This window comes from Paraburkholderia sp. RL18-085-BIA-A, from assembly GCF_046027075.1.
Classification (GTDB): Bacteria; Pseudomonadota; Gammaproteobacteria; order Burkholderiales; family Burkholderiaceae; genus Paraburkholderia.
In genome coordinates this window covers 1-12,372 of record NZ_JARESU010000191.1, presented here as the reverse complement: position 1 = coordinate 12,372, position 12,372 = coordinate 1, and the positions used below count along the sequence as shown (strand labels likewise).

The window sequence follows — 12,372 nt, the reverse complement described above, 5'->3', positions numbered from 1 at the left end:
AAGCACGCCCGCGTCGGCGGGCATCGTCACGGGTGGGGGCGTGCAGTTGTCGGCGCAGGACAGTATCAATACCGTTGCCGGAAAGAATGCCGACTGGAACGTGCTGAAACGGTTCACAGTCGCGGCGGGCGACAAAGTTTCGCTGTTCGCGCAGAAGTTGGGTTTCAAGGCTTTTGCTGCCCAAGGCGCCGTCGAGATTCAGGCGCAAAGCGATGCCATGTCGCTACTGGCCGCCCAGGACCTGACGATGGCCAGCGTCAACGGCACGGTACGTATCAGCGCGAAGAAGGAACTCACGCTCGAAAGCGGCGGGGCCTTCATCAACATGAAGGACGGCAGCATCACCCTGGGCGGTCCGCTCGATCTTTTCATCAAGACAATCACGGTCCAGAAAAAGGGCGCGGCATCGCTGAACATGCCGCTGGATCTGAATCACCCGGCGCTGACTGGCCTGCCGACCGTGCCGCTCATGTTGAATGCCGCAGCGTCGCCAGCATCGCGGGCCGCCATTCCCTCAGGCGTGCCTTACAAGCTGTTTGCTGGCGGCTCGCTGGTTAAGCAGGGCGTATTCGATGAAACCGGGCTGCTCCAGATCGATCACCATCCGACAACGCAGCAATACACGCTGGAACTGGCGAGCGGCGTCACACATACGATTCCTGTTGCCAAAGCTTATCGCGGTGACGTAGCGAATGGCGATCTCGCGAATCAGGGCTTTCACTTTCATGAGAGTCAGCCATCCGATGACATCAATCCACCGGGCGACCGTGCGTTGAACAGGCAGCGATACAACAAACTGCTCAACCCTGAAGCGGAGCAATAAGAACGTGAGCAAATCTCCACCTATTGTTACGCCGATTGCACTCGATAAGACGTCGTCGGCGCTGATATGTACGCCGTGGTTCGTGCAACTCACCGAGTATCCTCCGATGGAGGCCTCTTATCGTCCTCTGGTTAACGGCGAGGAGGCGTTCGGTGCGTTATACGATGCCATCAAGAATGCCAAAGCACACCATCGATTACATCTGTTCGGGTTTCCAGCCATCCATGTATTTCAAGCGGGATGGTGCTAGCGATTCCTTATGTATTGGCGACTTGCTGATCAAGAAAGGCCAGGAGGGAGTCAAGGTTCGCCTGTTGTGCTGGGCCGACACACTTGCTGTTGGGCAATTTCTCGAAAACGAAAATCCGGGATACGACCTGGTACGAAGCATTTCCACTCAAAACGAAAACAACACCCAGCGTGAATACGATCGTGCCTGGTATTACCGTGCCCGTATCGCCGCTTCGCCGGCGCAAGAGGAGTTGACAGCCAATCTCGCGACTTCGTCGGCGCAACAGAAGTTGACAGCCAGTAGCGCAGTATCTTCGCGTCCGTCCATGGACGTACAGCCGCTCGTTAACATTCAGTTGGTAACCCGAGATTTTTCACTGACTGATCGCGTCGAAATCATGTACCGGGAATCCTTGCACCGTGCGGACAAGGGTTTAAGCGAGGAAGCTGTGATGGGTGGCTTTGGTGGCGGACCATCGCACCATCAGAAAATGGTCCTGATCGACTATGAGGCTCCTGAACACGCACTGGGTTTCGTCATGGGCCACAACACGCTCGACGCGTACTGGGATAACGACGCGCATCACTACGGGCGGATGAACGCCCGCTTTGGTCGCAATGGCGAAACGCCACGCCAGGACATGTCGAGCATTGTCACAGGACCGATTCTGGAGTGTCTAAACGCGAATTTCTGTAATGCGTGGAAGCACAATGCAAAGGTTGATTTGTTGACGAAGCGCAAGCCGTTGGCGGCCCAACTGAAGGTGCGTGGCGATTTGGGCACCCCCGTTATGGCGCAGATCACCCGCACACAGTCGCAGGAAGGAAAACGCGACATCAAATCGTTATATCTTCAGGCCGCGAGTAACGCTGCGAAGTTCATTTACATCGAGAACCAGTATTTCCGCTGGGGACCGTTGGCAGACAAGATCAAGGAGTCTGCAGCAAGGCAGGTCCAGTGGGGCCGCGATCCCGGCAAGAATGGGTCAGTCTACCTGTTCGTTGTCACCAACTCGAGTGATGAAGGGATGGGCAGCGGCACGGTGAGCACCTACAAGATGCTGGACAGTCTTGGACAGGCAAACCTCATGTCCGGCATGGCGAAAGAAGAGCAGGACATCCGGCAACAGCATGACGTCACGAGTGCAGTAAATGAGCTCGCCCTTGCTCGAATGAGCTCTGGTGCCGATGCCTCCGCACGGCAAAAGACGGCGCAAAAGAAGCTTAATGATGCGCGACAGCGCCGCAATGGGCCACTCACACCAAAGGACATTCCCGGCCTGAAAATTCATATCTGCACGCTGGTGGCGCCGGATTCACCAGGCGATAGCTGGATGCCGGTTTATATCCACAGCAAAATTATGATTATTGATGACGTATTTTTGACGCACGGTTCGGCAAATATCAATTCGCGCAGCATGGAGGTGGATAGTGAACTGAACATCTGCCACGAACATATGGGAGTTACGCAGCCGCTGCGCAGGAAGCTTTGGACTATACATACAGGCAGTGCCGGAGCACAGGACGACACACAAGAAGCATATAAACAATGGGATCGTATTATTGAGCACAATGCAAGTCTTCAGAAAGCAGGACAGCCTCCCGTTGCCTCGCTCATCGGTTTTGCGCGTGCATCAGCAAAGCGCAGCAACGTGGATTGATCCATGAAAAATGTAGCGATGATTGTTTGCCTTGCATTGATTCTATGTGCCTGCTCGAAAAAGGATAACACTGTGCCATCAGCTTCCGATATGTCTGCCGTGCGCGCCAAGCTCGCTTTTACCTGTACGCGCGAAGCCGATCATTTGCCGCCACTCGATCCGACCAGTGACCAGTTGTTCAAATACGGCCGCTACATGGAGAAAAATGATGGGCAAAAAAACTTTGATGAGATCGCCCGCTACTACCGGATCGCGACAGCATATGGTCACTACACGGCCAATAACAATCTTCAGGGTCTTCTGACTTCCGGCCTGGCGTCTTCGCCTGACGCGGCCTCCGAAGCCGTCGATCTGGCTATACAGTTAATCAAAGCTGGTGTGCCGGGTGGTTACTACGACATGGGCCACTATCTGGAACGGGGTTATGGGATTGAACAGGACGAGGACAAGGCGCGTCGATATTTCCGAAAGGCAGCCGATCTGGGCAATCCTGACGCACAGTACTATGTCGCAGACCTCCTCTCTCCTCGCGACAGAGCACCAGAAATCTCGCGCCAAATGAGCCAGTGTGCAGCTCAGCAGGGATTCGGGAAGGCAGCTAACTATTTAGGCATCGGTCTTGCGACCGATCAACTCTTTTCTGACGCCGTTAACGCGTTTCAGATGGGCGTAGGTGCGGGTGACACGCAATCGGCTTTGGCGCTTGAAGAGGGCTTCAAAGGACCGCCTCCGACTGATCGGTTGAATTATCTCGGTCTTCCCGGCGACCCCGAACGATCACGTCGCTACAAGAAGATTGGCAAATTCATCGACAGCAATGAAGGCCTCAATCCCAAGGTGCCAGACATCGACCAGATTGTGCCGCTGCCACCAGCAGAGCTGCCGCAGTGGGACGGCACATTCCAGTGGCAGAAGGAACAGGACGCCGCGAAGCCGCCGCAGAAACCGTCCGAGCAGCTGGTCGAACGCCTGGCGCGCGAGAAGCATCTCGACCCCGGGACGGGACTCCCCCTTGCGCCAGCCAAAAGCGCAAAGGAAGATCGCGTGCAGTTGGGGACGATTGCGCGCACGGGGCAGGTGTGTCCGCAGGACGGCATCTGGACTGTGCAGCAATTCGCACCCGTGTGCCTGGATGCGACACGCCATTTCAGGAAGGGCGAGACGATGCCGCAGCTCGTCATGAACGATCCTCGTCCCATTCCTGGCCTCGACACCTTGCTTGGCATGCGGGTACACCGTACCAACGCGGAATGGAGTCTCCAGGCTTATAGCGATCTGGGGTAGGTGCGTCTGCGGCTCGGCGGGCGGTACGACGGTCTATCGACCGATGCGCAGAGACCGCAGTTGGCCCTGCGCTCAAATGGTTCCAGGTGCCGCGAAGCCCCACGCCAATACGTAGTTCGGTTCTGTCACGGCGTGAGTAGATCACGTAGCCAGTCCAGCCAGCCTCGAAAACACCGCATCAGGCGAAGGTTCTCGCCCACACGCCGGGTCCTACTCAGCAAGCCGTCACACTCCGCCGCCCAGGCGAGTTCGAGGCTGGCAGGGACTGATAAATGCCATCTAGCCGCCATGTGCGCAAGCGCACGGACAGTCGCCCTGGGGGTGCCGCCTAATGAGCCGACACTCTATGTCCAAAAAAACAACATGACAAAGGCGCCGGAAAAGTTCTCCGAGGCGGCGATTATGCGCCGCAGCGAGGAGCGCGAGACGAATACAGTCAGCTTCAAAATGCACCCCATTAATTTCGGCGGGCATTTCGGCTGGCTTTACGCACCGCTTCCAGCCGTCGGCAGAAATGCCCGGTCAGGCATCGTGCTCTGCGGTCCGCTCGGACATGAAGCGCTATGGCTGCATCAGGCCATGCGATCGCTGACCGATCGCCTCGCGGCGCGGGGCTTCGCAGTACTGAGATTCGACTATGCCGGCACTGGCGACTCGACCGATATCAGCGGGCTCGTCGAACCGGACCGATGGGTGGACGAAGCCGTCGAGGCCGTGAGTTTCCTCAGGCGTGCGACAGGCGTCGAGCGTGTCGCGCTGACCGGCTTCCGCTTCGGCGCGACGGTGGCCGCGCAGGCTGCGCGTGCGGCGTCGGTGGATACCGTGGGGCTGATCGCGCCGGTTGTCGCCGGACGGCAGTTCGTGCGTGAGATGACCGCGCTGCACCGCACCTGGCTGGACACGGTTGCTCAGGACGTGCGCAACGAGGTAGCGCCCGCCGATGCGTTCGATGTGCTCGGACATCGCTTCAGCCGCGCCGCCATCGACGAGATTGGGAAGAATGACTTGCGTCGGGCGAACACGCCACCGGCGGACAAGCTGTTGATCGTTCACGCGGCCACTCAGGGGGCGAGTCACGAACTGGCGGACGTGTATAGCAAGCTGGGCGCTCAGGTCGATTCGCTGCCGTTCCTTGAATACGCGGAGGCAATGCAGCCCTCGTGGCTGGCAACCCTGCCTCAGGCAACGCTCCGGTGCGTCGAGGAATGGTTTGCCCGCGAGTTTGCGCGATCATCCGCACCGTTGCCGCATGCCGCATCCGACGCGGCGATCCTCTCTTTCCCGTCGCGACGGCCATGTGGTTCGAGCGGCGCTGCCGAAACGCCGGTGGAGCTTGCCAACGGACGTTTGTTCGGAATCCTGTGTGAACCGGCGGACCGCCGCAAGCATGCACCGCTTGTGGTCATCGCCAACACGGCGACGACGCACCATGTCGGCGACGGGCGCTTTAACGTCGAACTCGCCCGCACGCTGGCGCGCGCTGGCATCGCGTCGCTGCGAGTCGACGCACATGGCATCGGCGACAGCCCAGGCGCCCACACGGTCGTCAACCCGTCCCTGCTCAGTTACGAGCAGCTCGCCGCCGATACGTCGCTGGCCGTCGATTGGGCTGTCGAGAGAGGGCATCCGCGCGTCGCCGTGTTCGGCATTTGCTCGGGCGCGTATCTGAGCCTTCACGTCGCCACGAAAAATCCCTCCGTGTCTGCGATGCTGCTGGTCAACCTTCAGCGCTTCGAGTTTCCGGTGGACTTCAGGATGTGCGACGCGCTCAAGATCGGCGCGGGCTCGACGCGTGCCCACTTCCGGGCGATGCTGCGCGTGCGCAAATGGGCGCAGGTTCTGCGCGGCGAGGTCGGCTTGCGGCCAGTGTTGCGCACGCTGTGGCGCTATGCGATGGACGCTTTCGTCAGCAACGCCGCGGCTTTGGCCGGAGACGCGAACGGCAAGCCAGGGAATCGAGGCGCACGCGCCCGGCAGCGAATGAAAGATCTCGACGCGCGGGGCGTGCGTGTCCGGCTGTTATTCAGCCCCTTGGATCGCGGGCTGGACGAGTTGCGCATGCACTTCGGCCCGGGCGGGCGCCGGCTTAACAAGCTGGCGCACGCGAACGCGATGGTGATCCCGAACATGGATCACGAAGTGTTGAACCCGGCGGCGCGGCAGCGGGTTGCCGCCTTGTGCGAGACGTTTTTCCATCAGGCGTTCGCGGCCGCAAGAGCGGGCGGCACATCTCACGAAAAGGAAGCAAACGTTAGCGCGTGCGGCCGGCGAGGTTCATTCGATCACGCGTCGTCGTGACGCTGCGCTGCTGAACGCGAAAGGCGCGCCGTGGGCCGCGAACCCACGGCCCTGCGCATGCGCACTCACACCCGCCAAACCGGCCCATCGGGAAAGTCATGCTGGTCGAGCGAGGCCGCATGCATTTCGATGCTGTAGCCCGGACGCTCCGGCGGCATATAACGGCCGTTGCGGATCACGACCGGATCGATGAAATGCTCATGCAGATGATCCACGTATTCGAGCACGCGGTTTTCCAGCGAAGCAGACACGCAGATATAGTCGAACAGCGAAATGTGCTGCACGTACTCGCACAAACCGACGCCGCCCGCATGCGGACACACCGGCACGCCGAACTTCGCCGCCATCAGCAGCACGACGATCACTTCGTTCAGACCGCCCAAGCGGCAGCTATCCACCTGGCAGAAGTCGATCGCCTGCGCCTGCAGCAACTGCTTGAACATCACGCGATTGTGGCAATGCTCGCCGGTCGCCACGCCGATCGGCCGCAGGCGCTCGCGGATGGCCGCATGCCCGAGGATGTCGTCCGGGCTCGTGGGTTCCTCGATCCACCACGGATCGAACTCCGCGAGACGCCGCATGTTCGTGACCGCTTCATCGACATCCCACACCTGGTTCGCGTCCATCATCAGCTTGCGATCCGCGCCGATTTCTTCGCGCAGGATGCGCGCGCGCCGCACGTCTTCTTCGAGATTGCCGCCCACCTTCTGCTTGAAGTGCGTCCAGCCCTGCGCGACGCCTTCACGTGCGAGCCGGCGAATCTTGTCGTCGTCGTAGCCGAGCCAGCCAGCCGATGTCGTGTAGGCCGGATAGCCGTGCGCGCGCATTTCCTTTTCGCGTTCGCCGCGGGTCTTCGCGTGACGGTGGAGTAGCGCGATCGCTTCATGCGGCGTGATCACATCGGTCACATAGCGGAAGTCGAGACAACGCACGAGTTCTTCCGGGCTCATGTCGACGAGCAGTTTCCAGACCGGCTTGCCTTGCGCTTTCGCCCACAGGTCCCACGCCGCATTGACGACGGCCGCCGTCGCCAGATGAATCGCGCCCTTGTCCGGGCCGATCCAGCGCAACTGGCTGTCGGATGTCAGCGCGCGCCAGAACGCACCCATGTTCGCGGCGATGTCCTCGAGCGTCTTGCCGACCACCAGCGGGGCCAGCGCCTGGGCCGCGCTCACGCAGATCTCATTGCCTCGCCCGATCGTGAAGGTAAGGCCGTGGCCCGTGAGCGCGTCGGGCGAATCCGTTTCGAGCGTCACGTAGGTCGCGGAGTAGTCCGGCGCGGCATTCATCGCATCGGAGCCGTCGAGTGAACGCGAGGTCGGAAAGCGGATGTCCCGGACGGAAAGCCTGGTGATCGTGGTCATCTGAACACGCTCCTGGTCGGCAGCTATCGACTTCCGCCTGGCAGCGAAGGCGGACCGGTTTGTTGCGTTGCAACTGAAGGGCGGGCTGTGTTGGCCCGTATGGGCGGGTATCGGCCTGTGCCGCCGCAAGTCGCAAACGAAAAGAAGAGGAAGCGCCGCGCGCTCCTCTTCCTTCGTCACCTGGGCACAGCGACGGTCAATCGTAGAGCACCGCGGCGATCTTCGGATCGGTCATGTTGGTCTTGTCGTACCAGAAGAAGCCCGTGTCGATTTTCTTGGGCAGCTTGCCGCCCTTCAACGCCGTCACCGCCGAGTCGACCACGCACTTGCCGATGCCGACCGGATTCTGCGTGATCGCGCCGAGCATCAACCCGGAAGTGATGTCCGCTTTCTGTTCCTTGCCGGAGTCGAAGCCGATCAGCACGAGTTTCTTGCCCGATTCCCTGACGCCGATCGCCGCGCCTTCCGCCGAGCCTTCGTTGGCGCCGAAAATGCCCTTCAGGTTGGGATTGGCCTGAATCATCGCCTTGGCGATTTCCGCCGACTTCAGATGGTCGCCGCCGCCATACTGGACAGAGACGATCTTCACGTTCGGATGCTTCGCCTTCATCTGGTTCACGAAGCCGTCGCGGCGATCAATGCCGGTGCGGCTGGTCTGGTCGTGAACGATCACGGCGACTTCGCCGGAATTGCCGATCGCCTCGGCCATCTTGTCGGCGGCGAGCGCGGCGGCGGCAAGGTTGTCGGTCGAGCAGGTGGTCAGCGGAATGTCGCTGTCCACACCGGAGTCGAACGCGATGACCGGCATCTTGGCGGCCTGCGCCCGTTTCAGAAGCGGAATCGCCGCCTTGCTGTCGAGCGCGGCGATGCCGAGTGCCTGTGGCTTCTTGGCGAGCGCGGCCGACAGCATGTCGATCTGCTTGTCGACCATCGCCTCAGTTTCCGGCCCCTCGAACGAGATCTTTACGCTGTGTTCCTTCGCCGATTGCTCGGCGCCGGATTTGACGGCCTGCCAGAACTGATGCTGGAAGCCCTTTGAAATGAGCGGGATATAGACGTCATCCGCATACGCGAGATTCGCCCCGCCAACGAGTGCGCCCAGGCCGACCACGACACCCACTATTCTTTTATTCAACATGGAATTTCTCCTCCTAAGGTGGACCAGCAACCTTCCGTCGTTGGGAAACCTTGTGGCGCTCCCCGCTTTGATGATGTCGGCGCGGCGTCAGCCCCTCCTGCGCCGCAGAATGTCGGCGTAGACCGCGAGAATGATGATGAGCCCCGTCACCACGATCTGCCATTCCTGAGCGACTGACATGATGCGCAGGCCGTTGGTCAGCACGCTCATGATGAACGCGCCGATGATCGTGCCGAGGATCGTTCCCGAGCCGCCGCTGAGCGACGTGCCGCCGATCACCACCGCGGCGATCGCTTCGAGTTCGTAGCCCTGGCCGAGCGCCGGCTGGGCCGAATTCAGGCGCGACGCGATCAGCAACCCGGCAATGCCGCAAATGGCTCCGCTCAGCCCGTAAATGGCGATCTTCCAGCGGTCGACATTGACGCCGGACAGGCGCACGGCTTCTTCGTTGCTGCCGAGCGCGAAGGTATAGCGGCCAAGCGCCGTGCGATTGAGCGTGATCGAACTCGCCACCGCAAGGAAAAACAGAATCAGGACCGCATTCGGAATGGGCAGGCTCGGCACGAGGTAGCCGATCAGCGAATCCTGCGAGATCCGGTAGAAGTTTTCCGTGTCGGTGAAATAGATCGGCTTGTCGGCCGACACGACGAGCGAGAGCCCTTTGAGCAACATCATCATGCCCAAAGTAGCGATGAACGGCGGTATCTTCATCTTCGCCGTGAGCGTACCCGAAATGGTCCCGCAGATTGCGCCCGTGCCGATCGCGGCGAGCACGCCGATCCACATCGGCAAATGCCAGAACGTGAGAAACACGCCGCAGATCACCGCCGTGAAGGTCATCAGCGTGCCGACCGACAAGTCGATGCCGCCGGTGATGATCACGAACGTGCAGGCAATCGCGAGAACGCCGTTGACCGCCGTCGCCTGCAAAATGCCGAGCATGTTGTCCATCTGCATGAACGCCGGCGAAGCGAAGCTGAAAAAGATCAGCAGCAGAATCAGGCTCGCAAAGGCGAGCAGCTTTTGCAGCGCGGTCGGCGAAAAGACGCGCGCTCTCAGCGCGGCAGAGCGTCCCTGTCTCGCAAGCGTCGAACCATCCGTGGGCAATGTCATATCGATCTGTCGGCTCACGCCGCCGCTTTTAGGGTTTCACGCAGCGTCGCCAGATGCATGATGCGCTCCTGGGTCGCTTCTTTGGCTGACAGCTCGCCGGTAATGCGGCCCTCGCACATCACGATCACGCGATCGCTCATGCGCAGGATTTCCGGCAATTCCGACGAGATCATTACGACCGCCTTGCCTTCGTCGGCGAGTGAGCGCAAGAGCTTGTAGATTTCGTTCTTCGCGCCGACGTCGATACCGCGCGTCGGCTCGTCGAAAAAGAGCACGTCGCAGTCGCGCTCCAGCCACTTCGCGATCACGATCTTCTGCTGGTTGCCGCCCGACAGAAGCCGCACCTGCTGCAAGGCGGAGGGTGTGCGAATGGCGAGCAGGTTGATGAAATGGCTGGCGGTGCGGCGGATTTGCGCGCGGCGCAAGAAGAAGTTGAACGCGAGAAACTTGCGCAGGTTGGACATGACGATGTTCGATTCGACGTCCATGCCGGTCGCGAGGCCATAGCGCTTGCGGTCTTCCGACAGATAGCCGATGCCGCGCGCCACCGCGTCGCTCGGCGTTCGGATGGCCGCCTTCACGCCTTTCACGACGATCTCGCCGGATTCGATCGGGTCGGCGCCGAACACGGCTCGCGCGACCTCGGTACGCCCTGCCCCCATCAAGCCCGCAAAGCCTAATATCTCGCCCTTGTGCAGCGCGAAGCTCACGTCTCTGACGAGCGGACCGGCATTCAGATTCCGGACCTCGAGCGCGACTTCGCCCTTGTCTCCGGTGCTGTGGGAAGGCGCGACATCGGTCAAGGTTCGCCCGACCATCATGCCGATGATCGCCTCGACGCTGGTGTCCTGGGCGGCGACGGTGGCCACATATTCGCCGTCGCGCATCACGGTGACGCGGTCGGCAATCTGCTTGAGCTCATCCATCTTGTGCGAGATGTAGATGATGCCGACGCCCTGGCTCTTCAGCTTGCGGATGATGCGAAACAGCTCGGCGATCTCGGCGTCGTTGAGCGCCGAGGTGGGCTCGTCCATGATCAGCACGCGCGAATCGAACGACAACGCCTTGGCGATCTCGACCATCTGCTGCCGCGCGACGGTAAGCGCGCCCACGACGGCGCGTGGGTCGAGAACCACATGCATGCTGGCGAGAATGTCGCGCGCCTGCGCATTGAGCTTGTCTTCGTCGAGGAACAGGCCGAGACGCCCGCGCGGCTCGCGGCCGATGAAGATATTCTGCGCGACAGTGAGATGGTTCATCAGGTGGAGTTCCTGATGAATGATACCGACGCCCACGGCCTGCGCGTCGCGCGGGCTCTCGAACGCGACCGGTTTGCCTTCGTAGAGGATTTCCCCCGAGTCCCGGGTGTAGACCCCGGCGAGGATTTTCATCAGCGTCGACTTGCCGGCGCCGTTCTCGCCCATCAGCGCGTGGACTTCCCCGGCCATGAGCTCGAACTGGACTTCATGCAGCGCCCTTACGCCGGGAAAGCTCTTGTTGAGCCTTTTGACGGAAATGAGCGGGGTCACGGCGCGGATCGCGTGACAAATGCGCGGCCGCCGCAGCCCTCATCGCGCGAGGCTGGCGGCAAGGGCGCGAAGCGCCGCAAGCTTTCGTGACGGTAATCGCAAAGAGAAACCAGACGCATTGCTGGACCCCGAAAACCGATGTGCCACGATTTTACGACGCTGGTGAGCGGTGGCTCAAGTGCAGGCATTCCCCAGTGTCGGGGCAGCAGATACTTGTCCCTGCGCAATCGACCCAAGAAAATTAGCAGTAGACTCGGAAAATATCGCTGGAACCCAAATAATGGAACCGAAAAATCGAAATAAAAATGAAGGAGTTCGGCTCCATTACCTGCGTCGGAAATTCTGCGTGATTCCTCTCAAAACCGAAATTTCCCCATTCGCGCATCTTACGTTCGGCTGAATGGCGATTAACCAGCTTGAGCGGCTGCCCAACAGGCAACAGCTGACTTCGCGAACATTGAGACGCTGCCGGTTTTTCCTGCATTCCAATTCCAACAAACAGGTTGGCAGCGGCGCAAGCTGATATTCAGCACTGGCGACTTATTTTTCTGCTGGAAAAACTCTCAATATCCAGATTGATCTTGAGCGGCTAATATCGCATCGTTACGGTTCGCATATTTGCGCACTGCAACACAGACAGCTGTTGGCAGAGTTCATGCCGAAACATTCGACGCAAAGCCCTGGACTCATCTACCTTGCGCGCCTTCGTTCACGACACCGGTTCGATCGCCGGATCCCGAAAAGCATGCCGTCTCAACGTCCGTTAGCTGCGGCACAGCGCAGGATCGCATCTGGCGGACCAGCAGGTGGACTTGCGACTCGTGCGGATCAACCTTCGCCATTCGGTACTCACGACGACGCCTCGGCGTAGCCGTTCCTGAATCCGGGCAACGACTTCACCAGCGCCGCATCGGATACTTTGGCGCTCTTC

8 protein-coding genes are annotated in these 12,372 nt (G+C 60.3%); 4 read left to right on the top strand and 4 right to left on the bottom strand.

The annotated features are described in order from the left end of the window. From P0D89_RS47320 to P0D89_RS47305, 4 genes are all read left to right on the top strand, one after another. The coding region (locus P0D89_RS47320; RefSeq protein ID WP_408378934.1) for a DUF2345 domain-containing protein at positions 1 to 823 on the top strand (823 nt) is incomplete at its 5' end. Positions 824 to 975: 152 nt separating this feature from the next. Then, positions 976 to 2,715: a phospholipase D-like domain-containing protein gene (locus P0D89_RS47315; RefSeq protein ID WP_408360201.1), complete on the top strand. Its 1,740-nt coding sequence runs from the start codon at positions 976 to 978 to the stop codon at positions 2,713 to 2,715. Positions 2,716 to 2,718: 3 nt separating this feature from the next. Beyond that, on the top strand, positions 2,719 to 3,999 hold the full coding sequence (locus tag P0D89_RS47310; protein WP_408360203.1) for an SEL1-like repeat protein: 1,281 nt from the start codon (positions 2,719 to 2,721) through the stop codon (positions 3,997 to 3,999). 363 nt (positions 4,000 to 4,362) lie between these two features. Continuing rightward, on the top strand, positions 4,363 to 6,297 hold the full coding sequence (locus P0D89_RS47305; RefSeq protein WP_408360205.1) for an alpha/beta hydrolase: 1,935 nt from the start codon (positions 4,363 to 4,365) through the stop codon (positions 6,295 to 6,297). 65 nt (positions 6,298 to 6,362) lie between these two features. Here the strand turns inward: P0D89_RS47305 and P0D89_RS47300 are convergent, their stop codons facing one another. The 4 genes from P0D89_RS47300 to P0D89_RS47285 form a co-directional block, all read right to left on the bottom strand. After that, positions 6,363 to 7,661 (bottom strand): L-fuconate dehydratase, encoded by a 1,299-nt coding sequence (locus P0D89_RS47300; RefSeq protein ID WP_408360207.1) that lies wholly within the window; start codon positions 7,659 to 7,661, stop codon positions 6,363 to 6,365. A gap of 196 nt (positions 7,662 to 7,857) precedes the next feature. Then, entirely contained in the window at positions 7,858 to 8,799 is a 942-nt protein-coding gene (locus P0D89_RS47295) for an ABC transporter substrate-binding protein (RefSeq protein ID WP_408360209.1), read from the bottom strand. Between the two features lie 87 nt (positions 8,800 to 8,886). Beyond that, the gene (locus P0D89_RS47290) at positions 8,887 to 9,912 is read right to left on the bottom strand and encodes an ABC transporter permease (RefSeq protein ID WP_408360212.1); all 1,026 of its coding nucleotides are present in this window, start codon (positions 9,910 to 9,912) and stop codon (positions 8,887 to 8,889) included. 14 nt (positions 9,913 to 9,926) lie between these two features. Further along, a complete protein-coding gene (locus tag P0D89_RS47285) occupies positions 9,927 to 11,441 on the bottom strand; it encodes a sugar ABC transporter ATP-binding protein (RefSeq protein ID WP_408360214.1) in 1,515 nt (504 codons plus the stop codon). Between the last annotated feature and the right edge of the window lie 931 nt (positions 11,442 to 12,372).

Bases quoted from the DNA above. Each gene is read 5' to 3' on its own strand.
- P0D89_RS47310 (WP_408360203.1), top strand. From the start codon at position 2,719: ATGAAAAATGTAGCGATGATTGTTTGCCTTGCATTGATTCTATGTGCC.
- P0D89_RS47305 (WP_408360205.1), top strand. From the start codon at position 4,363: ATGACAAAGGCGCCGGAAAAGTTCTCCGAGGCGGCGATTATGCGCCGC.
- P0D89_RS47300 (WP_408360207.1), bottom strand. From the start codon at position 7,661: ATGACCACGATCACCAGGCTTTCCGTCCGGGACATCCGCTTTCCGACC.
- P0D89_RS47295 (WP_408360209.1), bottom strand. From the start codon at position 8,799: ATGTTGAATAAAAGAATAGTGGGTGTCGTGGTCGGCCTGGGCGCACTC.
- P0D89_RS47290 (WP_408360212.1), bottom strand. From the start codon at position 9,912: ATGACATTGCCCACGGATGGTTCGACGCTTGCGAGACAGGGACGCTCT.